Genomic DNA, 21,190 nt, shown 5'->3' with positions numbered 1-21,190 from the left:
CGCCCAGTCAATTGTCTGCCGGCCGTCTCCTGCGCGATGGCCGGCATTTCGTTGATGAGGCCTTGGCGCGGCGCATCTAGCCGATCGCCCATCGGCCGGATCACAGCTTTGGATGGCGCCATCAAAGCTTTTCAATTGACGCCGCCACGCCTATCGATAGGTATCGCCTATCCTCGCAGGGAAGGGACACGGGCGATGGCAAGATATCAGGGCGGGTGTTTGTGCGGTGCGGTGCGCTACCGTGCCGAGGCGGCACCGATCAATGAGCGCGTCTGCCATTGCCGGCTCTGCCAGAAGGCACTGGGTGCCGCCTTCAACGCGCGCGTGCTGTTCCGCATCGACGATGTGACGGTCGACGGACCGCTGGCGACGGTGAATTCATCGCCCGATCTCAAGCGCGGCTTTTGTCCCCGCTGCGGCACGACGATGTTTTCCCGGCGCGATTCCGCCGGTATCATCGGCATCACCACCGGCTCGCTCGATGATCCCTCGTTGTTCAGGCCTGAGATGCATATCTGGACCGCCTCGAAGCAGCCCTGGGTGCAGATCGACGACGGCCTGCCGCAATATCAAGGCGCGCCACCTCCGGCTTGAGGTGAAATCTGCACAAAATTTAATCCGAAGCGACACGAGATAGCCGGCAAAGCGTCATTGGCGGGCCATCATTGCTGCCTATCTATTGCGTGCGGGCGGCAGTCGAGGAGGCGACGGAATGAACGACAGCATCAACACCCTGGACGAGCTCTTGAGTGATCCGATGATCAAGCTGGTGATGGAGCGCGACCGCGTGCAGCCGGCAGAACTTCGTACGCTGCTCGAGGAAAAAGTCCGCCGGGCGGACGATGATGTGGCGGTCAACGATCGTTTTGTACCGCCGGCCCACCTGATGGCCACGACCTGCCACAAGCTGTGGCTGTGCGGCTAGGGTCTTGAAGCGGTCAGCCGGAATTTGCCGGCAAATAGCTGTAATGGCTGCGGAAATAAGCGAGCCTGAAGCCGAGGCGCGCATAGTTGCGATAGGCCGGCCCGTCGCGTTCGGCGCGCGGCGCCTCGATGTCGGCCACGAACAGTTTTGCACCGGCCGCAAGTCCGTCGCGCACCATCGCTTCGCCGAGCATTGCATCGAGGTCGAAGCTCGGCGCCATGATGCCGGGAACCGGCGCGTCGATGCCGCTCCAGGCCATGCCGTCGGCACCGATGAACATCGAGCGCACCGCCGCCACCGCGCCGTCCCGCCGCAGCATGTAATGCTGCCAGCCGCGTCGGCCGGCCAGCGCCAGCAACCACGGTGAGGTCGGTAACCGATATCGGCTGTCGATGAACCCAGCCCATTCCCTTGCCGTTGCCGGTGTCACCCGCTCGACCGAGACGTTCTCAGTCGGGAAAAGCGGCTCCGGTGGCAATGGCGTGGCGTCGCGAAAGATGCGTTCCCAGCCGCCCTGACGCTGCAAGCTGCGCGCCTCGAGCCAGCAGCTGAGCGTCGCCGGCTCGGTATGTGGATTGGTGTAGAACCAGGGCCTCAGAATACCGGCCTCGCGATAATGCGCCAGAAGCGCGTCAAGCCGGCTCTCGGTGGCTGCGCTATCGACACCGAAATTCTTGACGCAGTTGAAATGGATGAACGGGATCGTCGTGCAGGTGGTCCAGACGAGATCGCCATCTTCGGCGATGGCAAGGCCTTGCCTTGCGGCAAAGTCTGCCGGGGCGGCGCGATAGAGGTCGAGCCAGGCATCGACCTCGGCGCGTTCGATAACGCGGCTGAGATCGCCAGATATCTCGTCGATCCCGATGGCGGGCGAGCATGGCTCCGGCGGGACTACGGGCTGCAATTCTGACAAGGCGGCGGGCTGCATGACTTCCTCCCAAGTATGGCCTTACACCGTAAGATTAGTGGAGACTAATCTCATGCAGTGAGTTGTCAAGCGGGATTGCGAGGCAGCCAGGTGGCCGAACGCTGGGGGATAGCGCACCTCCTTCCGGGCGAACGTCCCGATGCAAAGCCCTAACAATTCGATTCAAACTTTGTTGGTAGTTTCTTGTTAGGAATCCAGCTTGGTTTGTCCGGCGGCGTTGTCCTGCCTTCGGTCTGTTGTGTTTTGCGTACAGGTCCAGATGCGGTTATCAGGCGTCGTCATCTTCTCGATCGCAGCGCTGTGCCTTGCCGGCTGCACGTCAACCTCCGGCGTCGATGCGCTGCAAGTGCCGTCCAGCGAGACCACTAGCTCGGTTGTGCGGCCACCCGCGCCGGTGGCGTCCGTGGCGAAAACTGATGCTGCGCCCGCTTTTGCCGAACAGGAGCAGGACGAACAGCCGGTCGTGATGGACGTACCCGACCAAAGCGTCGAGCCGCCGGCCGAGGTGATCGCGCTGGTATCGCCGCCGAGGCGGCTGACACGCGCAGCACCGGCGATGCTTGCCGAGCCGGTCACGCGCTATGGTTTTCGCGATGCCAAGCCGATCAATTTCGGCAAGGCATCCTCGCCGAGGCGTCTCGCCGTCCACGGCGTCGACGTTTCGCGCTGGCAGGGCAATGTGAACTGGGGAAAGCTGCGTGCCCAGGGCGCCAACTTCGCCTATATCAAGGCCACCGACGGGGGCGACCATCTCGACCCGATGTTCACCAGAAACTGGCGCAGTGCCGACGCCGCCGGCCTCAAGCGCGGCGCCTATCACTTCTTCTATTGGTGCCGCACTGCCGGCGAGCAGGCCGATTGGTTCATCCGCAACGTGCCGCGGGTCGAGGGTGCGCTGCCGCCGGTGATCGACGTCGAGTGGAACGGCGAATCCAGCTGCAAGCGCCGCCCGTCGCGGCAAAAGGTGCTGGAGAAGATGCAGGTGTTCATGGACAAGCTCGAGCGCCACTACGGCCAGCGCCCGATCATCTACACCGCGCCCGACTTCTATCGTGACAATCTCAGGGGCGCCTTCCCCGATTATCCATTCTGGCTGCGCGCCGTGGCGGCGCACCCATCAAAGGTCTATCCCGACCGCAAATGGCTGTTCTGGCAATATTCCGGCTCCGGCCTGTCGCACGGGGTGAGGGGTCGTATCGACCTCAACGTGTTCCACGGTGATGAGAAGGCTTGGCGCGACTGGGTTGGCGGCCGGCAGATGGTAGCGGAGGCGGAGTAGCGGCAGCTCTTGCCTTCTCCCACAAGGGGAGAAGGGATAGCGCTCGGTTTTCCACACTTGGTCTCAAATTCCTTGGACGTCATGCCCAGATTGGATACCCTCGTCCCATGCCGCACCAGCCCGTCGCGCCGACCAAGCGTCGTTTCGCCCGCTCTATGCGACGCGAGCCGACCGAGGCGGAAGACCGCCTGTGGCATGAGCTGCGCGGACGCAAGCTCGACAGCATCAAATTCCGGCGTCAGGTCCCGGTCGGCCGGTTCATCGCCGATTTCGTTTGCGCCGAGGGCAGGCTGATTGTCGAGATCGACGGCAGCCAGCACGCGGATTCGGGCTATGATCGGGAGCGGGATGCCGAATTGAAGGCGAGGGGCTTTCGCGTGCTGCGCTTCTGGAACGATGACGTGCTGCGGGATCTGAACGCCGTCTGCGATACCATCATCGCCTACGTACGGGACGAGAGTTTGCAGCCTTGGCGGTAGCGCGCTCTTCCCTTCTCCCCCTGTGGGAGAAGGTGGCTCGGCGCGGAGCGCCGAGACGGTTGAGGGGTGTTGGACGTAGCGCCGCCGGTGCCAAGCTGGAGCACCCCTCATCCGACCTCGCTTCGCGAGGCCACCTTCTCCCACAAGGGGAGAAGGGGAGATCGCACCTTCTATGCCTCGACATATTCCGCCAGGCTGACCCCTTTGGGCACATCCAGTCCATCGGCCCGCAGGCCTTCAATATGAAAGCGTATTGCGTCACGAATTTCGGCTTCAACCTCAGGCACCGTCGCACCGGTGGCGATGCAGCCGGGCAGGTCCGGCACGTAAGCGGAGAAATTGTTTCCGGCTTTTTCGATCACCACCGCGTATCGCATTGTCATCACTCCTTCAAGCCGGATTGCTTGAGGATGCTGTTTCGGGCGCATCTGTCAAAGGTCTAACCCCGGCCGCAAATGGCTGTTCTGGCAATATTTCGGCTCCGGCCTGCCGCACGGGTGATGTGCCGCATCGACCTCAACGGCTTGCACGGTGACGAAGACAAAGGCCCGGCTGGGCTGGTGGCCACAGATGGTGCGGGGCGGAGTAGAGGCGGTGGATCCTAGCTCCGTCACCTCTGAAAGCCGATTAGCAACTAGCGCAGCGAGCTTTGGGATATTTTCTGATTCAAGTCGGCTATCGCATCTGACATAGCGCCGAACTTCGCGCAGCTGTCATTTTTTCGTCTTCCGTTCACCTGATAGACTACTTCAAAGGAATTCTTCCCTGGTGCAATGGTTAAACGATGCATATTATTGCCGTTTTGCGCAATCCAGTCATTTGGTTGGACTTGTATCCATTCTAGTTTAACCGAAAGCCCTTCGAGTGCCTGCCTCATCTCGTGCGCGCTCTTGAAGCGTTTCGGTGGGTCAAAATTACAAGCCTTATTGCAGATCCTTTTCAATCTGTCTGGGATGTATTCGGGATAACCAATGCGCTTTATCACTTGGCCCATTTTGATCGTTGCCATAGTAATTGGAAAAGTATTCCAGTCACGAATATTGCACGCCAACTGGTAAATCGACATACCTGTCGAATATACCTCCGTCGCAATGGAAGTTTCTTTTGCAGAAAATAATTCCGGTGCAGAATATACCGGAGTTCCAGCGGCGCTTCCATGCGGAACTCCTCCGGTGGATTTTGCTAAGCCAAAATCCGATAATTTTGCATCCTTTCCATCTAGCATGAAATTTGCAGGTTTTATGTCACGATGCAGCACGGAGTTGCTGTGAGCATTTTCTAACGCAAACAGTATATCGATAGCCCACCTAATTGCCATTCTAAGCGAAACGTGTTGCTTCTCCAAAAAGGATTCCGCTGAGCCATCCGGAAGGTATTCCATCTCGATGGCGGCGTATTTCTTGCCTCCGTGAGAAATCGGTTGAACATCAAATATCTTAACTACGCGATCGTGTTGGCAAAGATGCAAAACTTGGGCTTCGATGTGAGCCTTGAATGCAGCTGGGTCTTTATTCTCGACGTATTTGACCGCACATTCGCGATTCATCACGAGATCGACGGCGTGATAGACCTCGCCAAAGGCGCCCGCGCCGACATATTTTTTTATTCGAACGTTACTTATGTTGTCATTGACCGAGAATAGCATGACCCTACCCCAAAGCGGCTCTCCAAGCGACTAGAACACTTTTTCGCTGCATGTCGTCCCACAGGGGTGGATGCGTGCCAAATTTTGATAGTGTGCTGAAGGTTCTGCAAAAAGTTTTGGAGAGAGAACGGGGCTTGCTCTGAGGGGCGAGCGGCCATGGCACGGTGGTGACGTTGCGATCACCGATTCCCGTGGAAGGGGAAGTGCCATGACCAATCGAGACGTTAGACTGAGCAGAGGCGAGTTGAAAGCGTTGCTGTTGTCGGATGAGGACGGCTTTCGCCAGGCATTGCAGAGTGTCGTGCAGGAGGTTCTTGAAGCCGAGATGACGGAGGCGATCGGGGCCGAGAAAGGCGAGCGGACGGCGGAGCGGACGAGTTACCGGTCCGGCTATTACGAACGCAAGCTGGTGACGCGGGTCGGGGTGCTGGAGCTTCGCGTTCCGCAGGATCGGGCTGGCCGGTTCTCGACGGAGTTGTTTGAGCGCTACCAGCGTTCGGAGAAGGCATTGGTGTCGGCGCTGGTCGAGATGTACGTGCAGGGCGTCTCGACCCGCAAGGTGAAGGCGGTGACGGAGGAACTGTGCGGCCACTCTTTCTCGGCCTCGACGGTGAGCGAGGCGACGATGCGGCTGGATGAGGCGCTCAAGGCGTTCTTCACGCAGCGGCTCGAGGAAAGCTATCCGTATCTCATCTTGGACGCGCGCTACGAGCGGGCTCGCGAGGCGGGCGTGATCGCCAGCCAGGCGGTGCTGGTGGCGATCGGCGTGGATTGGGAGGGCCGGCGCCAGGTTCTGGGCGTGGAGCTGGCCAACCGGGAGAGCCATTCGAGCTGGCGCGAGTTCGTGACGGGGCTCAAGAATCGCGGGCTCGCCGGCGTCGAGTTCGTCGTCTCCGATGACCATCCGGGGCTCAGGGCGGCAATCCGCGAAGTGCTGCCCGAAGCGGTCTGGCAGCGCTGCTACGTGCACTTCCTCAGAAACGCGCTCGACTACGTGCCGCGCAAGGTCGACGACGATTGCCTGATGGAGCTCAGATGGTTCTACGACCGGCGCGACCTTGCCGAGGTCAAGCGCGACCTGGCGCAGTGGATCGCCAAATGGCAGGCCAAATACCCGAAGCTGGTCAACTGGGTGGAAGATAACATCGAGGAGACGCTGAGCTTCTATCGGCTGCCGCTAGCTCACCACAAGCACATGAAGTCGACGAACATGCTGGAGCGGCTGAATCAGGAGATCAAGCGGCGCACCCTGGTCGTTCGCATCTTCCCCAACCCGCGGAGCTGTCTGCGGCTGGTTCGGGCGCTGGCGGTCGAGATCCACGAGAACTGGCTCGAGGCGACCCGCTATCTCAACATGGATCATCTGCGCGAGCACAAGAAGGAGAGCCTGAGGGCCCTGGCCGCCTGAGCACCGTCATGTGTCCGCCGCTCCGCTAAACACGGGAGCTGCGCGGCGGACACGCCGACGTCACCGCAATGCCACGCCATTTTGCAGAACTTGACGCACACAACTGCAGATTGAAGCGGGTGCGATTGACCCAGGGGGAGTCATAGGCACGCTGGAAGGCGAGCCGCCAGAAATCGCTTTCGGCAAACCCGCTAGGTCCGATTTCGACAAGCGGCGACAGGCCTAGGGTGACGACGGAAACACCTTCATCGCGAAAGCGGTCGACCGCGAATTTGGTCAGGCCGATCTCGGCATGCGCCGAGGCATCGATGTGCTTGCGCTTGAACGAGGTGGTGTAGCCGATGACCTTGCCGTCGCTGAACAGCGGATCGAAATCCAGCAAGGCCACGAGCTCCCCATCCGGACCGTGCAGGACGAAACGGCGCATATCGACGCCAAGGTGATCGGCAAACGGCCTGTTGAGAAATCTCATCTCCCAGCGCTTGACGATGCGGTCGCCCCGCCAATTCTGGGAGAGCCTGGCAATCTCGTCGAGGAAGACAGTCCCGTTGTCCTCCGCGAAGGAAAAACCCTTCTTCAAGAGCCAGCGTTCGGAATAGCGCACTGTCTCATTGCGCTTTCCGGAAAAGTCGTGTCTGGGCAGGACAAGCCTGGTGTCGACGCCGAGGCGGTTGACCTGATAGCCAAGCCCGGCAAGCACGCGCGCCGTCTGGTCGCCGATCTGCACGAACCACGGGCTGCCGGCAACCTCGATGAAACGTCTGATATAGTCGCGCCGATCGGCCGGGGCAGCCACTGGATCACCGAGCGCGAAATGATGTCGCGTTTTGCTGCCGTAAGCGATGTAGCCCTGGGCATCGCCGAAGTAGTGAAGCCCCCTCTGCACGGCGGTCGAATAGGCAAGGGAAAAATCACCATGGCGACGGACCAGCGCCAGGCGCTCGACATGGTTCAGCTGCAGCCGCGGTATTTTAGGCCCGCGGTTCTCCAGGAAACGATCGAGGCGTCTTCGCAGTGACGGCATGGTCGACTTTCGCGTGCCGGCTAGGCCGATGAAAGAGCTGACGGACTCCAAACCGATCATATTGGCGCGAGCTGAACCTTATCTCAGCGCGGCATGGTTACCCGGCCGGAGCCGCCAGATTCGTAGGTGCAATCTGCCCGGTCCCGCCCCCCGGCGGCAACACGTTGTCGACGCCCCGCGTCTAACGGCTGGTTGCTGCGCCCTTGGCGACATGAAAATCAATGCCACTTTCGGAAGCGCCCAGGTCACCTGCCAAACACGATGTTCTTATCGAACGGCGCTCTGAGAAGATTCCGCTTGATCGGAAGCCAGGAACTCGTCGCGTTCTGCTATCCACAAATCGGCGTAGTCGACATTCTGCCATTCGGCAAACCACGGGCCGCCGCTGGTATAGTGGACCGCCTTAGGTGTGCCGACCGCAGGCTTTTCATTCCAACCTTCGAGCCAATTCCACTCTACCGGCAATGAGCCCAAATCTTTGTCGGCAACCCACTGCATTCGGTGAAGATAGGCGCCACTTTCCTGATTCACGACCTCTGGCGTGAGCGATCTGACCGAAGGATGCGCGCAATTGAACAGCATCAGCGACGACCAGTTTTTCCGAGGATAGGACGTCTGGACCACACCATCCATCTTGGTTGTGGCCTTCGGCGTATAGTCATGCTGGACGCAATAGACCGCCTTGTCCGAGTCCGTATATTTCAGCAGGCCTGCGACGTCACCAAGCCACAGGAAATCGCAATCGCAAAACAGGGCCCAACCCGTGTAGTCGGCGAGAAAGGGCGTGAGGAAGCGCGTGTAGGTGAACTCCGTTGAGGCGAGCGGATCTTTTTCCCGCCAATATAGCCCGCGGGCACGCATCTCGTCCTGTTTGATCGGAATGACGGAGACAGGCGCCGACGCATGTTTGAGCAGCGAGTGTCGCGCGACGTCGTACGCGATCGGCTCACGGCTGTCCCATCCGATAAATACCCTAAACGCATCAGTCATATTCACTACCCTGGCTTTCGATTTTTACGGTCGTACACTAACTAGTTGGCGATGGCTCGGCAACAATTGCGGTCAACCAAGCCGGTTTCTCACAGATTTGTCCTGGCCTCAGCGTTGCTTTTTTGGGTGGACCGGGCCTCGCATTCCCAATGCGACACGGGCCCATTTCTGATAGGTGTAGCTGGCCGAATACGCGGCCACCATCGCACCAATGGAACCGTCCAGAAATCCCAGCCGGAAAATATAGCTGCGCACATAGGCCCAGACCGAGCGCAAAACCGCCTTGCCTATCGAGCTTTTTTTGCCCTCGGCAAGCAGTTGCGCGGCGGACGCTTCTGCGTACCGGCCGATCTTGTCGTGGGCATCTGCCAAGTCGGTAATGGAATCGTGCTCGATCGGCTGGGACAATCGGCTGACCTTCCCGTTCACCAATACCTTCTCGTGCACGGTGTCGTCGCTGAACCGCCCGGAGCGGCGACGGAAGAGCCTGAGCACCAGATCGGGCGACCAGCCGCTATGGCGGACAATGTGCCCGCAAAAGCGCGATCTTCTCGGTATTTCGAAGCCGTCATTGGCTTTTGGGTCGGCGATTGCGGCCCTTATTTCCGCGCCGAGCGGCGCCTCCACCCACTCATCGGCATCCAGCGAGAGGATCCAATCCCCCGTTGCCGCGGCCAGCGCACGGTTTTTTTGCGCGCCGAAACCGGGCCAATCAACGGTCATCAGGACCTTGGCCCCCAGAGCCCCGGCAATCTCCCTGGTCCTGTCGCTGCTGTTGTTGTCGAGAACGACGATCTCATCGGCAAAATGGACCGACCGAAGGCATTGCGCGATGGATGCCTCCTCGTTGCGGGTGATGATAATGACCGAGAGCGCCGGCACGGTCAGAATGCTCCGGCATCAAAGCTGCCACTGTCATTCGAATGCATCTGCAGCATCGGCTCCCGGCCCGTTAGCACACTGAGGGTACTAACCTAATTCAACAAAGTCGAAAATCATTTCAGATCAAGGCTTTCATAAAGCGCCATCATTCGCTTGATCATGACATTGAAATCATAGTGTTCGGCCGCCGCTCTCACCCGGGCCGCGGTGTCAGGTCGTGACGACAACCGCAGCGCGTGCGCGAGCGCTGCAGCGAGGTCGCTTTCGCTGGCCGCATCGCAAACGAGCGTCGGCTCGAACCGCTCGACAAGCTCGCGCGCTCCACAGCCGGTGCTTACCACGGCGGGCAAGCCGCTGGCCATCGCTTCGATGACCACTGTGCCGAAAGGATCATAGATGGAAGGCAGCACGGCAATATCGGCCGCGCCGTACCACGGCAGCATGTCTTTCTGCGGCCCCAGCATCTTGAGCCGTGCGCCGAGACCGAGCCTGTCACCGGCCTGCCTGAAGGCGTTGGCGCGCGAATCTTGGCCGATGACCCACAATTCAGGCTCGCCATCGAGCCTGGCGACCGCCTTCATCAGTGCAAGAAGTCCTTTTCGCGCAAAGCCCGAGCCGACAAACAGGACGACCGGCCTGTTTTCGTCGACGTCGAGCCGCGCGCGGATTGTCGCCCGATGCTGTTGGCGCAGCTGCAGGTTGAAGCGGTCGAGATCCACCCCGTTGGGAATATGGTGCACATTTTCCGCCGGATAATCGTAGTGACGGACAATGTCCTCGGCGACCATCTTCGAAATCGCTATGACAGCTTTGAGCCTCGGGCTGGCGTAGGTTGCACGTTCAAGGCGCAGCGTCTGGCGGTGAAAGGGGCTCAGCGCCATTGCCGCCCTGCCAAGCCGCGTCTCGAAACGCCGCCGCTCGGCAAGATAGGCGGCATGAACGCCCTCCCCGGCCCGGAAGACATCGCAGCACGGGAGACGATCGTTGCTCTGCACCAGTGCCGGCGGCATCTCGGCGATCTTGCGGCAGGCGGCTTGAGCAAAGGACGTCGCCCGCAGCGAACGCGGAAACCGGCGGCCGGCACAATGGATGAACTCGATGCCTTCATAACGCGGCCAGTCGCCGGACAGCACGGCCACCCGCCGCTGACGCGCGGCGAATGCGGCCATGATGTTTTCCAACATGATCTCGCCTCCACCGAAAGGCGCATAACGCTGGCGCACGAACAGGAGCGGCCTGTCGAATTGATTTTCGGTGCCACGAATGCCGGCGTGCATGGGGACTGGGCTCCGGCCTTGTTGCCATCTGACGATGTCTATAGAGGCCAGCTCGCATCGGCAACACTTGGAAAGCTCACCCGCCGGAACTCAGAACAGGCCTGTGTCCATTGTCCGCAACTGCTTGCGATTTGCCTAACGGTGCTGCATGTAGAAATTAACTGCAAACAGCGGATCAGCGCCAGCTCCAGCCGGTGACCGCCATGAGGGGAATCGATGGCTTGAGCAAAGCAACCTGGCCCGCCATTGTCCGCCGGACGATTACCGACACCGCCATATATCGGCTGAGACACACCTTCGGAAGACGGGCAGAAGTGTCATCGCTGCGGCCGATAACGCCCCTTAAAGCGAATGACCTGCCTTTGATCCTCGTCATCCGCAACGAGGCGGACAGGCTACGCCCGTTCCTGAAGCACTATCGCGAACTCGGCGTCACCAGATTCGCCGTCCTTGATGATCGCTCGACAGACGGAACAGCTGAGCTTCTGGCCGAGCAGCCAGATGTCGATCTATTCAGCTCGCCGATCACCTATTCGCAGTCGGACTTGGGAAACCTTTGGCGTCAGCGGATTGTGCAGATCTATGGTCAGCCTCGCTGGTATCTAACCGTGGATGCGGACGAATATCTTGTCTATGACGGTATGGATCAGCATCCGCTCGGTGCGATGGCCGACTGGCTCAAGCGGCGCGGAATGACACGCCTGCTGGCGCCGATGATCGACATGTATCCGAGCGGAAACATCTGGGACGTACCCTTCGATCCCATCGTGCCGCCATGGCAAGTTGCGGACCATTTCGACGGCAGCGGCTATGAGGTGACGAGGAGCCCCCGGCATCTCAAGATCACAGGCGGCCCGAGAACCCGGCTTTTCGCCAGGCAGCACAAGTTGACCAAGTTTCCTCTGATATATGTTGATCGCCAGACGATTTTTACGTCGATTCACTCACCGCTGCCCTACTGGCGAAACTATATAAAGGGATTGGCTGGCCTGCTTCATTTCAAGTTCTTCGCCGATTTCAACGACAAGGCGCAGGTCGCGGTGGCGGAAGGTCAGTATTGGAACGGCGCTTCCAAATATCGCCAGTATCATGAGGTATCGAGCGGTAAAGCCGCTCTCAGCGCGATGAGCGAACAGTCAATGCTGTACGAAGGAGCTCACAGCCTGTTCAAAACGGGTTTGATCGACAAAATTGATTGGTAGACGGCAGTTCAAGCAGATGCCGAGCCGAGATCATGCATAACCGAATGCTTTCATAAGCTGGGCACCTCGTCCCTGTACCAGGTCCTGTAGCTCGGCGTTTCCAAGTTCGGAGCGCCATCTTCCGCTCCCGTCATAGATCGGCTGATTGACCTGTTGGTTCCGGAGCACCGCATGTGGCGTCTCGCCGCTGGCGTCGGTCGGCTTGAACCACTGCTGCGGGTTCTTGTGATAGTCGAGGAGATCCGGCCTGAAGGTTACATCGAGAAAGCCGCATATCTGCTCGACGACTTTGGCCGGATTCTCGACCAGGTCCTCATAGCGATAGATCAGCACATCCGGCTTTCCCCGTTCCGCAAGAACCAGCGCATTGTCGTTGATCCAGCGGTCGAGAGCCTCCGTTGGGTCGCCAAGTCGTTTGATCAGGGACGCTACGACGTCGCGTCCATCTCGCACCGGCATGACGAAACGCGCGCCGGGCACGAGCCGGCGAATGCGGGCGACACGGCGGATATGCCGCGGTGTCTTTTCAAGCAGCACGTTCTTTCCAGCATCGAGCGCCGCCCGCTTCAGTTTCCAGAAGCGGAACATGGCCAGTGGCGTCCACTTGAAGAAAATGTTGGTTTCCTGGAGCGGCAGGTAGACGTCGGGATGCGACGCAAGGATCGTCGCAATCAACGTCGTCCCGCTATGGCCGCAGCCGCAAATGAATCCGGTCCGCATCACCATGTCGGCAATGCTCCCTAACCCAAGGCGACCCGGGCGCGGTTATCGACGCGAGCGTAGCACAAGCCGTTCGTGCTAAAAACCTTGTCCAGCTTCTCCCAATATTCGAACTTAGCCAACTGCTCGTCACAATAGGCCACATCGTCCTCGGAAAGATATTCGCCGTAACCGCCTATCTTGCCCTTGCGCACCTTGAAGCTTTCGGGATCATTCGCATCGCGCGGCTGTAATATCTTGCCGTATCGATCGGACAGATCACCAGTCGATTCACTCACTTTCATCTTGTCGAACGTTCGGTTGTTCGCCACCTCGACAAGCGTCCGATCGTCAGCCTGCTGGTTCAGGAATCCAAGGATCGCGCGAAGGACACCAGCGGTATCCCGATGCATATCTTCATATTGAAGATACCGGATTTCGCGCATCCGGGGCATGGCCGCGAACCAATGCAGATTGAATCTGATGATCTTTTCAATCCCATGATTGTCGCTTCTGATAAAATCACTGAACGATCCCGCTGGAAGCATGTGGCGCTTCTGAACCTGAAAGTACCCTGAGACCACCGTATCTCTTGGATCGCGAACAAGCATTATTGTTCTTCTCTTTTTATACCGAGATTTATTCTCCTTGAGGCTCGATTTCGGTCGAAGTAACTTGTGGTCGGTTCCGTCGTGAATGTATTGAACTTCAACTCCGAGATCGTCCAGCATGACACGTAGCCACGTGCGCCCCGATTTTGGAAAGGATACGATAAGAGGAAGAGGCGGCGCTTTGGCCTGGAAAAATTTTAGAAAGGACATGGGAGAGACCTCCTTTAGATTATCAGAGCTGGCGCCCGAACCGCTGCCGGCCAGACCAACCCCATTACTGGGCGCCTAAGCCTACGGCTAATTCGAACACAAGGCAGAAATGCCAGCAAGAATTGCGATCCTCTGCGGGGCGAATTGGCCTTTACTATATCCCGGTTCGGAATGCCTTATGTTTTTTGGCCTGTTGCGACGACTGTTCGACACGGGCGCTCCATTCCGCGATCCGTCGGCCGAACCCTTAATGCGGATCGCGTCGAAGCGTCTTCAGTGACACCCTTTCGGACGACAGGCATTAGCCACTCACTTTTGTGAGCCATGGCGCCAGGATGGCCTCAGCCTCGCCCATCACCACGGACCAGGGGCGTTCCCGTTTCGAGACCAGCACGGCCGATGGATAGTAGGGCGTGCGGTCGCCCTCGACCGGCCAGGAGCGCTTGAAGCCGTCGCCCAGAATGAAAATCGAGGGGATGCCGAGCGCGCCCGCCAGATGCGCTCCGGTATTGCTGATGGTCACCACGGCGTCCATCGCGGCAACCTGCGCGGCGAAAAGATCCATGTCGACGAGCTGATCGACCGATCTGTCATGAAGAATGCGCTCCGGCTCACCGTCGGTCAGGACCTTCAGATCGGTCTCGATCTGGCCGTACTGCAGCGAGACGAACCGGAGGTCCGGTCGGCCGATCAGGTTTCGCCAGGCGGCTAGCGGCGGCAGGTCTTTGCCGGGATTGGAGCTGCCCCATGCGATACCGACCAACGGCCGTCCTTCCTTCCGGTAGCGGGCGCGAAGTTCAGCGACCCGGGCCGGATCCGGCTTAAGGGGCACGAAATGCTCGCGGATCGTCGCCTCGTCGGTCTCGAAAACGGCAGTCAGATGCTGGACGCCGGCGAAGGCCTGCGCCTCGGCATAGGCGGCCTTGCCGCCAGCGCCGACCGGCCGCACATCGGCGGTCGGAAAAGTGCGCTGAAAGAGCGGTACCAGGCGGCGCTCGACCAGCACGATCGAGCGGGCGGCGCGCGCCAGGGCACAGCCGACGGAACTCGCATGATGGATCGCGGTGGCCAGACCCTGCTTTTCGGTTTCCATCAGATCGATCAGCAGTGTCTGGCCCGAAATATCCTGGCCCAGCCACTCGCCATCGACGCGGCCGTTGACGATGTGGCGTCGGGCGATCCTGAGTTCGGCGGCTGCGCCATAGGCGCCCATCCGCATCAGCGCCTTGCTGAGCTCGTCGATCAGGTGGACCTCGCCCCTCGACTTCGCAATGGATCCAAGAGCCAGGGCTTTCGGCAGTGCCGCTGGCCAATCGCGGGACTCGACGCTTCGCCGATAATCCGCCATCTGATCGGCAATGTCGCCGTCGCGCCAGCGAAGGAAGAGCTGCCGCCGGTGACGTCGGAACCAGACCTTGTATCTGTAGCCTGCAAGCGCGACAGCGCGGCGCAACCGGCCGAGAAGTTGGCTACCCTCCATCGCCAGCTCCGCCGATGATTTGCATGACCCGTCCGCCTGCTTCCTGGACTGCCGACGCCCAGGCTCGGCCGCCTTTTCGGACCAGTCGAACGCTCGGATATGCGGCGACGGTCTCACCGAAAGCAGGCCAGGACAGCCGAAATCCATCGTCGAGCATGACAATCGTCGGCACGCCGAGCGCTCCGGCCAGGTTGGCGCCGGTATTGCTGATCGTCACCACCGCGTCCAGCGCCGCAATTTGGGCGGCAAAGCGGTCCATGTCCGTCAACTGGTCGACGGAAGCGTCATGGATGATGCGCGCCGGCGCGTGGCGCTCGAACTCGGAGAGGGCCGGCCCGACATCGCCATATTGCAAGCTGACGAGGCGCCCCGGCAGGCTGCTGAACAGCGTCCGCCAATCGTCCAGGGCCGGCAGATCCTTGCTCTTGTTGAGGCTTCCCCAGGCAAATCCGATCAGGGGACCTGGGCCGCCATCGAGATAGGTGCCGCGCAGCTCGGCAACCAGTCGGCGGTCCGGCTCCAGCGGAACGAAGGGCGCGCGTGCCGTCGGGTCGTCCGGCCAGAAATGCTTTGCGAGCGTCTCGAAACCGGCAACGACATCGGCGTCCACCGCCGCCATGTCCTCTTCCCCTTCAATCCTGACATCGAGCGCAGGATATGTTCTGCGATAAAGCGGTGCCAGTCGCGGCTCGACGAAGACGATGCATCGACCGGCAGCCACAGCTGCTGGACCAAGCAAAGACGCGAACTGGAAAAAGATCGCCAGGTCGCCTTCGCGACGATCGACGAGAAGCGTGCGACCCGCAAGATCACTGCCATCCCAATCGGGCCTGCCGCGCAGCTGCTTGCTCGCCGCCATCAACTGCCAGATGCGATTTCCTCCGTCGAGACGCCTCAGTCCACGCCCCGCTTTCTTGATCAGGCCGAGATCGCCAAGCTGCTCACCAAGCACGCCAAGCGCCAGTGCATGGTCGCGAGCAGTTTGCCAATCACCACGCTGCACGCTTTCCTCCATCAGCCTCATATGCCGTTCGGCGCTTTCGTCGGCGTGGCGCGAGGGACGTCTAAGAAGTTCCTTTGCCCGCTCGAGGACCTTCTGCAGCCGCTTGCCGACGGCGCCCTGCGGGCGCAGATCGGCGGTTTTTGCCTTCTGAAGGATGGTTCGTCTGTTCTGCACGGCGATGTTCTATCGTCCCCGGGGAGCGTCGGAAAGCGTCGTCAGGATCGACGAGAGCCGCCGGCCAGCCTCGTCGAGCACCAGCGACCAAGGGCGCCCCTCCTTGCGAATGACAATGCCCTTCGGATACCAGGGTGTCCGGTCGCCGGTCACTGGCCATGCCGTCTGAAAATTGTCGTCGATGAGGAAAACAGTCGGCACGCCAAGGGCTCCCGCAAGATGGGCCGCCGTATTGCTGATCGTCACGACAGCATCGAGTGCAGCGACCTGTGCGGCGAAACGGTCCATGTCGACCATCTGGTCGACGCTATTGTCAAAGATCAGACGCGCGCCGTTGCCGTTGCGAAGGCGCCGCAACGCCGGCTTGATCTGTCCGTACTGGAGCGAAACGAATGTCGCTTGTGTCTGGGCGATGAACCGTGCCCATTCAGAAAAATCAGGCACGTCCTTGGTGTGGGATTTACTGCCCCAGGAGAGACCTGCCAGCGGCAGATCCGTCGTCGAGCGATAGCGCTTGCGGAATGTCTCGACGAGTTCAGGATCTGCCTGCAGCGGTACGAAGTCGGCAGCAAGCCTTTCGGCGTCGCGTCCGAACACCCAGGCGAGATCTTCGAAAGTCGCGTGTTTGTCGCCGACCACATCCCGCTGCGCCGGGACCACGGTCGCCTTCGGGAACGTTCGCTGCAGAATTGATACCAGGCGCGGCTCGACCCGGATTGTTGCGCTTTGCGCATAGGCAGCGGCAGCGCCGGCCAGTCGCGCGTGGCGGATAACCCGGCCAAGGCTGCGCGGGTCATCCTCCACAAGATCGATCAGCAGTGTATCCGATCCGAGATTCTCGCCGGTCCACTCGTTGGCGCCTTTCCCTTTCCGCAGCCGGCGAGCGGAAAGCCGAAGCTCAGCTGCCCGCGCAAAGTTGCCAAGGCGTTCGAACGCCTGGCCCGCCTTCTGCATCAGCTCGGGGTCGCGATTATGATCGGCCGTGACAGCCATCTCATTGGTACCGGCTTCAAGGCCTTTCCAGTCCCTGCGCACAATCAGGGCCGCAACCTTGGCCTGCAGCTCAAGAATGGAACGAGGCTGCTTGCGACCGGAAAACAACCCGCGCACCGCCTTTTTGTACCGGCGCACCTGAAGGCCCAGTCCACCAATCACATACCGGACATAGGAACCGTGATAAAAGCTGGTCATCGGCCTTCAGCGCAATACGCTCTGCCGCAGCTTTTTGCCGCTTTCGACCATCGGATCGGCCGTCTCCAGGTGGAATATCGAACGATATATCTCGCTGTGCTTGGAAAGCTGGTCATGCGTTCCAGCATCGACAAGCTGTCCGGCGTCAAACACGAGAATACGATCGGCCGCCTTGATTGTAGACAGCCTGTGCGCAATGCAGATCACTGTGCGCTGAAATGTGTTGTCGAAGGCTGCCTCCATGACTGCCCGTTCGTTTTCACCGTCAAGCGCCGATGTCGCTTCATCATAGACGATTACCGCAGCATTCTTGAGCAGGGCGCGTGCGATGGCAACGCGTTGTTTCTGCCCGCCGGACAGGTTGGTGCCGCTTGGCCCGACAAGCGTGTCGAGCCCGTTTTCGAGCGCCGAAGCAAAGCTGGTGACCCGGGCGAGGTTCGCAGCGGACTCGATTTCCTGATCCGTGGCATTCGGGCGGCCGTCGCGAATGTTGTCGCGGATCGAGCCTTCAAACAGGAAGACGTCCTGTGACACAAGTGCGATGTTATCGCGGACGTCGGCCAGGCTGATCTTCGAAATGTCCTTTCCGTCGATCAGGATCCTGCCCTTGTCCGGCTCCATCAGACGCAGGATTAGATTGACGATGGTGGTCTTGCCGGCGCCGGAGCGGCCGACGATCGCCAGCTTCTCACGAGGTCGGACATCGAAGGAAACACCCTCGAGCGCGGGGCTGTTGCCGTCATAGGAAAAGGCCACATCTTCAAAGCGGATACCACCATCGACGTCGGTCAGACGCTCGCCCGCGATCGCGAGTCGCCGCTGCTCGGGCGTGTCGATCAAATCATACATCTGCTCGACGGCGACCATTTGCTTCTGAATGTCGACATTGACCCGGGCCAACCGCTTGGCAGGCTCATAGGCAAGCAGGAACGCGGTAATGAAGGCCATGAATTCGCCGGGCGTCTTGCCGTTGCCGAGGGTCTGCCAGCTGGCGTACATAACGAAAAGCCCGATGATCACGCCGCCGCCGGTCTCCATCAATGGGCTCATCAATGCTGACGTCCGGTTGATCTGGATGCCACGTCTTTCCATCTTGCGGACGGCCTTTGCAAAGCTGGCGACGGCCTTGTCCTCGAGCTGGAAGGACTTGATGGTGCGGATGCCTTCGACGGCTTCCGTGCCGATCGACTGGACCTGCGCGGCCAATTCCGTCTCGCCCCTCGCCAGCGCCTTGAGCTTCCTGGTTATCGCGCCGACTGACAGGAACAGCATCGGCAGAACCGCCACGGATATCAGCGACATCACCGGGTCCTGCTTGACCATGACGCTGGCCAAGGCAATCAGGGTCAGCAGATCAGAGACGGCGCTGCTCGTGAGGGTGAGAATAACGGTCGCCCCGGCGCGCGCGTTGAACATGATTTTGGAGATGAATTTTGCCGGATGCTGGTTCGCGAAACGGCTGATGTCGAAACGCACCATTCGAGAAAATTGCCGGTTTTGCAGGTCCGAAACGATAGCCCGGCGAATCTTTCCCGTTGTGACGGTCTGGCAGTAGGCAGCTATGCCCTTGACCAGGAAAATGCCGATGATGACGACGCTGATACCCGATACAGCGGCAGCATCTCGCTCGACATAGATGGTGTTGATCATGACTTTCATGATCCAGGCCGTCGCGCCGACCGCGGCAGCAGCAGCGATCGAGCACAGCAAACCTGTCACATACAGCATCTTGTGCGGCGGCAGATTTTCGCCAATCAGACGCTTGATCAGCGGATATGCCGGGACCGTTGACACTCGTTTCTTTGCAATCATCTTGTCGCCGCCCGTTGCGATCCCGTCCGGTCTTCGTGTTGTCTTGAAGCACGAGACGGTTTCGATCACCTGTCTGTGGCTTCGTTCCCGACCGCAGTCAATGCCGAACCGGATCCTTGCACGTCATCGGCTTATGACTGTCGGTTCCTCGCATCCGAGCATAGCGGATCCCAGCCACGCGGCTCTTGCGCCATTCGCCGTCGGCCGCGCTATGCCCGGTCAGTGTTTCGCGAGGACCATGAGATGGCTTCCAAGAGGCGATGTGTGATTGCTTTTGATTGAAAAGCCCACATCCGAAAGCACCGCGATCATCTCCTTATCCTTGCCAGGAGGGACGCGGGCAACGATCGTTTGAGCACGCCCGGCGATATCGCACAGCACGCGTCGCGCCTTGTCCGCGCCGAGGCTCCACTGCATGTGATGGTAGACCGCCAGCAGCATGACGATGTCGTACTGCGGTTTGAGAACATTTTGCAGCTTCCGGCTGCCAAGATCGAGACAATCGAACTGGCTTTGGACCGGACAACCCAGGAAGATCATCCTGGCCGTCTCGATATGCGGCTTGAGAATGTCGATCCCATGGATCGAACTCGGTCCTAGCTTGGATATCTCATAGGCGACAATACCCATGTTGCAGCCAACATCGAGAATGGATTTCCCGGCGTAGTCGACCTCTGCTGAGAATAGGCCGTCCAGTCGGTCGTCCCACGTTCCCTTGAATCTCTTTTGCTTATTTGACCACCACAAATCATTGTTCTCCAAAAACGGCGCCGGATTGGTTTCCTTGACGGAGGGGGACTGTGCGCCCGGCCTAACTCGGTCCAGTTGCCGGCGCGCAAACGACACTGTCCTGAGCGTCCTGTAAACGCAACCGCGGGAGAAAGGAACTCCTGATCACAGCATCCTGCGAAGACGTTTCGGTAAGTTGACGAACACCCGGCCCGACAAATCGACATACTGGTTGGAAATGGCAACGTCGCTTGGCGCCCCCGTAGGCAAGGCAAGCCATATTTGTTCTTGCTTTGTGCCGGCAGCTATGCTAGTAATTTGCCTATGGTGCTGATTTGCACTAACGACCGTCTTGCCGCGACATGCGGTTTTTCAGCCAGGCTCGATCAAAGCTCGCCCGCATCGCGGGGCTTTTGGCCAATCACGGCCGAGTGCCGGCCTTTTCGGCAGCTTCCGAGAATGGAAATCGGAAAAGCAGCTTCCGGTTCTCGTCGCAGATTTCGAAGGAAAGACCTGTCAGGACCGGGCTGCCGCTGAGCAGGCCCTCGGCCAGGATTTCCTTGGCCGAGGCCATTGCGTTATCCTGAGCCGCGGACAAACCGTCCAACTCCTGACCCTCGAAATCTTCCGTCAAGCGGCCCTCATTGTTTCGGAAATGGAAAAAATATCTCGGCATGGCTGCTCCGGTCGGTCGGTTTCTCTAATGCATGTCGCGCAAAACTGTGCAGCGGTTTTGCGGCAACGACATGCACAAAAACAGGCACTTACAGCGCATCGCATGAGGCCGATCGACGCGATGCGCATTAGTCGCGAGCGCCTCAGGAACAGCGTCGGATTTGTGCACGACAGCACCGTGCGATTTTGGCGTTGGGATTCATGGCGTTTAGGCCTTCATGCGTCAGGTCGATCGAACAGCACCCCCAGCCCGTGTTCGAACGCACATGCCGCAATCATGTCGTCCAGGACTTTTCCGGAGGCCGGGCAATTCGGCATGACAGCCCTGATCGCGATCTCAGCCGCTGCGGTGGAAACCGCATCGTGGCGCCTCTTCCTGGTCTCCATGTATTGCTCGAGCAGAATTTTCAGGCGCCGCGCGGCAATCTCGTCAACGACCATCGTTCTCCCTCGATTCGGCACAATCCGTCTTCCGGGTCTGTCCTCCGGATGAAGGTCCGCTGCCATTGGGTAGCAGCGGACCACTCGGCTGGGTGAGCCAATGACCCGAGGCGGGGGTGTCTCGGA

The 21,190-nt window shown here is 59.7% G+C and carries 22 protein-coding genes; 6 read left to right on the top strand and 16 right to left on the bottom strand.

The genetic code is table 11. The annotated features are described in order from the left end of the window. The first annotated feature begins 195 nt into the window (after positions 1 to 195). Together NKH60_RS13680 and NKH60_RS13675 are read left to right on the top strand one after the other, a co-directional pair. Positions 196 to 594: a GFA family protein gene (locus NKH60_RS13680; protein WP_352872454.1), complete on the top strand. Its 399-nt coding sequence runs from the start codon at positions 196 to 198 to the stop codon at positions 592 to 594. A gap of 118 nt (positions 595 to 712) precedes the next feature. Then, positions 713 to 925 carry a hypothetical protein gene (locus tag NKH60_RS13675; RefSeq protein ID WP_023717422.1) on the top strand — a complete coding sequence of 71 codons (213 nt, stop codon included), beginning with the start codon at positions 713 to 715 and terminating at the stop codon, positions 923 to 925. 13 nt (positions 926 to 938) lie between these two features. Here NKH60_RS13675 and NKH60_RS13670 read toward each other — a convergent pair whose 3' ends face one another. After that, positions 939 to 1,853: a hypothetical protein gene (locus tag NKH60_RS13670; RefSeq protein WP_352872452.1), complete on the bottom strand. Its 915-nt coding sequence runs from the start codon at positions 1,851 to 1,853 to the stop codon at positions 939 to 941. A gap of 259 nt (positions 1,854 to 2,112) precedes the next feature. Here NKH60_RS13670 and NKH60_RS13665 point away from each other — a divergent pair, with 259 nt between their 5' ends. Both NKH60_RS13665 and NKH60_RS13660 read left to right on the top strand, forming a co-directional pair. Further along, the gene (locus tag NKH60_RS13665) at positions 2,113 to 3,132 is read left to right on the top strand and encodes a GH25 family lysozyme (protein WP_352872450.1); all 1,020 of its coding nucleotides are present in this window, start codon (positions 2,113 to 2,115) and stop codon (positions 3,130 to 3,132) included. Positions 3,133 to 3,239: 107 nt separating this feature from the next. After that, a complete protein-coding gene (locus tag NKH60_RS13660) occupies positions 3,240 to 3,611 on the top strand; it encodes an endonuclease domain-containing protein (protein ID WP_352467292.1) in 372 nt (123 codons plus the stop codon). A gap of 170 nt (positions 3,612 to 3,781) precedes the next feature. Here the strand turns inward: NKH60_RS13660 and NKH60_RS13655 are convergent, their stop codons facing one another. Together NKH60_RS13655 and NKH60_RS13650 are read right to left on the bottom strand one after the other, a co-directional pair. Then, positions 3,782 to 3,988 carry a type II toxin-antitoxin system HicB family antitoxin gene (locus NKH60_RS13655; RefSeq protein ID WP_023783899.1) on the bottom strand — a complete coding sequence of 69 codons (207 nt, stop codon included), beginning with the start codon at positions 3,986 to 3,988 and terminating at the stop codon, positions 3,782 to 3,784. Positions 3,989 to 4,245: 257 nt separating this feature from the next. Beyond that, positions 4,246 to 5,256: a serine/threonine-protein kinase gene (locus NKH60_RS13650; protein ID WP_352872448.1), complete on the bottom strand. Its 1,011-nt coding sequence runs from the start codon at positions 5,254 to 5,256 to the stop codon at positions 4,246 to 4,248. Between the two features lie 208 nt (positions 5,257 to 5,464). On the opposite strand from NKH60_RS13650, the gene NKH60_RS13645 reads away from it, so the two are divergent. Continuing rightward, on the top strand, positions 5,465 to 6,664 hold the full coding sequence (locus NKH60_RS13645) for an IS256 family transposase (RefSeq protein WP_352548318.1): 1,200 nt from the start codon (positions 5,465 to 5,467) through the stop codon (positions 6,662 to 6,664). A gap of 25 nt (positions 6,665 to 6,689) precedes the next feature. Here the strand turns inward: NKH60_RS13645 and NKH60_RS13640 are convergent, their stop codons facing one another. From NKH60_RS13640 to NKH60_RS13625, 4 genes are all read right to left on the bottom strand, one after another. Further along, entirely contained in the window at positions 6,690 to 7,688 is a 999-nt protein-coding gene (locus NKH60_RS13640; RefSeq protein ID WP_352872446.1) for a phosphatidylglycerol lysyltransferase domain-containing protein, read from the bottom strand. 267 nt (positions 7,689 to 7,955) lie between these two features. Further along, positions 7,956 to 8,678 carry a glycosyltransferase gene (locus tag NKH60_RS13635; RefSeq protein WP_352448862.1) on the bottom strand — a complete coding sequence of 241 codons (723 nt, stop codon included), beginning with the start codon at positions 8,676 to 8,678 and terminating at the stop codon, positions 7,956 to 7,958. Positions 8,679 to 8,786: 108 nt separating this feature from the next. Beyond that, positions 8,787 to 9,560, bottom strand: coding sequence for a glycosyltransferase family 2 protein (locus NKH60_RS13630; RefSeq protein WP_352471919.1), 774 nt, complete (start codon positions 9,558 to 9,560; stop codon positions 8,787 to 8,789). Positions 9,561 to 9,673: 113 nt separating this feature from the next. Next, positions 9,674 to 10,837 carry a glycosyltransferase family 4 protein gene (locus tag NKH60_RS13625; RefSeq protein WP_352872444.1) on the bottom strand — a complete coding sequence of 388 codons (1,164 nt, stop codon included), beginning with the start codon at positions 10,835 to 10,837 and terminating at the stop codon, positions 9,674 to 9,676. 221 nt (positions 10,838 to 11,058) lie between these two features. Here NKH60_RS13625 and NKH60_RS13620 point away from each other — a divergent pair, with 221 nt between their 5' ends. Further along, entirely contained in the window at positions 11,059 to 12,039 is a 981-nt protein-coding gene (locus NKH60_RS13620) for a glycosyltransferase family 2 protein (RefSeq protein ID WP_023674984.1), read from the top strand. Between the two features lie 30 nt (positions 12,040 to 12,069). Here the strand turns inward: NKH60_RS13620 and NKH60_RS13615 are convergent, their stop codons facing one another. The 9 genes from NKH60_RS13615 to NKH60_RS13575 all read right to left on the bottom strand — a co-directional run bounded on the left by NKH60_RS13615 (position 12,070) and on the right by NKH60_RS13575 (position 21,064). Then, positions 12,070 to 12,765: a sulfotransferase family protein gene (locus NKH60_RS13615; protein ID WP_352471922.1), complete on the bottom strand. Its 696-nt coding sequence runs from the start codon at positions 12,763 to 12,765 to the stop codon at positions 12,070 to 12,072. A gap of 14 nt (positions 12,766 to 12,779) precedes the next feature. Beyond that, positions 12,780 to 13,559: a sulfotransferase domain-containing protein gene (locus tag NKH60_RS13610; RefSeq protein WP_352471923.1), complete on the bottom strand. Its 780-nt coding sequence runs from the start codon at positions 13,557 to 13,559 to the stop codon at positions 12,780 to 12,782. A gap of 301 nt (positions 13,560 to 13,860) precedes the next feature. Next, positions 13,861 to 15,039, bottom strand: a complete 1,179-nt coding sequence (locus tag NKH60_RS13605) for a glycosyltransferase family 9 protein (RefSeq protein WP_352872441.1) — start codon at positions 15,037 to 15,039, stop codon at positions 13,861 to 13,863. After that, positions 15,029 to 16,216, bottom strand: a complete 1,188-nt coding sequence (locus NKH60_RS13600; protein ID WP_352872439.1) for a glycosyltransferase family 9 protein — start codon at positions 16,214 to 16,216, stop codon at positions 15,029 to 15,031. The genes NKH60_RS13605 and NKH60_RS13600 overlap by 11 nt, the downstream gene beginning before the upstream one ends. Positions 16,217 to 16,225: 9 nt before the next feature. Beyond that, positions 16,226 to 17,407 carry a glycosyltransferase family 9 protein gene (locus NKH60_RS13595; protein ID WP_352872437.1) on the bottom strand — a complete coding sequence of 394 codons (1,182 nt, stop codon included), beginning with the start codon at positions 17,405 to 17,407 and terminating at the stop codon, positions 16,226 to 16,228. A 6-nt stretch (positions 17,408 to 17,413) separates the two neighbouring features. Beyond that, positions 17,414 to 19,201, bottom strand: a complete 1,788-nt coding sequence (locus tag NKH60_RS13590) for an ABC transporter ATP-binding protein (protein WP_352471929.1) — start codon at positions 19,199 to 19,201, stop codon at positions 17,414 to 17,416. A 237-nt stretch (positions 19,202 to 19,438) separates the two neighbouring features. Next, positions 19,439 to 20,065: a class I SAM-dependent methyltransferase gene (locus NKH60_RS13585; RefSeq protein ID WP_352815633.1), complete on the bottom strand. Its 627-nt coding sequence runs from the start codon at positions 20,063 to 20,065 to the stop codon at positions 19,439 to 19,441. A gap of 304 nt (positions 20,066 to 20,369) precedes the next feature. Beyond that, entirely contained in the window at positions 20,370 to 20,624 is a 255-nt protein-coding gene (locus NKH60_RS35150) for a DUF6894 family protein (RefSeq protein ID WP_352977186.1), read from the bottom strand. 215 nt (positions 20,625 to 20,839) lie between these two features. Beyond that, complete coding sequence (locus NKH60_RS13575; protein ID WP_352502409.1) at positions 20,840 to 21,064, bottom strand: hypothetical protein; 225 nt, start codon at positions 21,062 to 21,064, stop codon at positions 20,840 to 20,842. Positions 21,065 to 21,190: the final 126 nt, after the last annotated feature.

Origin of the sequence: Mesorhizobium sp. M1006 (assembly GCF_040318825.1) — a bacterium.
Classification (GTDB): Bacteria; Pseudomonadota; Alphaproteobacteria; order Rhizobiales; family Rhizobiaceae; genus Mesorhizobium.
Note: the sequence above shows the minus strand (reverse complement) of the source record. Positions and strands in the feature narration are given on the sequence as shown.

Bases quoted from the DNA above. Each gene is read 5' to 3' on its own strand.
- NKH60_RS13680 (WP_352872454.1), top strand. From the start codon at position 196: ATGGCAAGATATCAGGGCGGGTGTTTGTGCGGTGCGGTGCGCTACCGT.
- NKH60_RS13675 (WP_023717422.1), top strand. From the start codon at position 713: ATGAACGACAGCATCAACACCCTGGACGAGCTCTTGAGTGATCCGATG.
- NKH60_RS13670 (WP_352872452.1), bottom strand. From the start codon at position 1,853: ATGCAGCCCGCCGCCTTGTCAGAATTGCAGCCCGTAGTCCCGCCGGAG.
- NKH60_RS13665 (WP_352872450.1), top strand. From the start codon at position 2,113: ATGCGGTTATCAGGCGTCGTCATCTTCTCGATCGCAGCGCTGTGCCTT.
- NKH60_RS13660 (WP_352467292.1), top strand. From the start codon at position 3,240: ATGCCGCACCAGCCCGTCGCGCCGACCAAGCGTCGTTTCGCCCGCTCT.
- NKH60_RS13655 (WP_023783899.1), bottom strand. From the start codon at position 3,988: ATGCGATACGCGGTGGTGATCGAAAAAGCCGGAAACAATTTCTCCGCT.
- NKH60_RS13650 (WP_352872448.1), bottom strand. From the start codon at position 5,256: ATGCTATTCTCGGTCAATGACAACATAAGTAACGTTCGAATAAAAAAA.
- NKH60_RS13645 (WP_352548318.1), top strand. From the start codon at position 5,465: ATGACCAATCGAGACGTTAGACTGAGCAGAGGCGAGTTGAAAGCGTTG.
- NKH60_RS13640 (WP_352872446.1), bottom strand. From the start codon at position 7,688: ATGCCGTCACTGCGAAGACGCCTCGATCGTTTCCTGGAGAACCGCGGG.
- NKH60_RS13635 (WP_352448862.1), bottom strand. From the start codon at position 8,678: ATGACTGATGCGTTTAGGGTATTTATCGGATGGGACAGCCGTGAGCCG.
- NKH60_RS13625 (WP_352872444.1), bottom strand. From the start codon at position 10,837: ATGCACGCCGGCATTCGTGGCACCGAAAATCAATTCGACAGGCCGCTC.
- NKH60_RS13615 (WP_352471922.1), bottom strand. From the start codon at position 12,765: ATGGTGATGCGGACCGGATTCATTTGCGGCTGCGGCCATAGCGGGACG.
- NKH60_RS13610 (WP_352471923.1), bottom strand. From the start codon at position 13,559: ATGTCCTTTCTAAAATTTTTCCAGGCCAAAGCGCCGCCTCTTCCTCTT.
- NKH60_RS13605 (WP_352872441.1), bottom strand. From the start codon at position 15,039: ATGGAGGGTAGCCAACTTCTCGGCCGGTTGCGCCGCGCTGTCGCGCTT.
- NKH60_RS13595 (WP_352872437.1), bottom strand. From the start codon at position 17,407: ATGACCAGCTTTTATCACGGTTCCTATGTCCGGTATGTGATTGGTGGA.
- NKH60_RS35150 (WP_352977186.1), bottom strand. From the start codon at position 20,624: ATGCCGAGATATTTTTTCCATTTCCGAAACAATGAGGGCCGCTTGACG.
- NKH60_RS13575 (WP_352502409.1), bottom strand. From the start codon at position 21,064: ATGGTCGTTGACGAGATTGCCGCGCGGCGCCTGAAAATTCTGCTCGAG.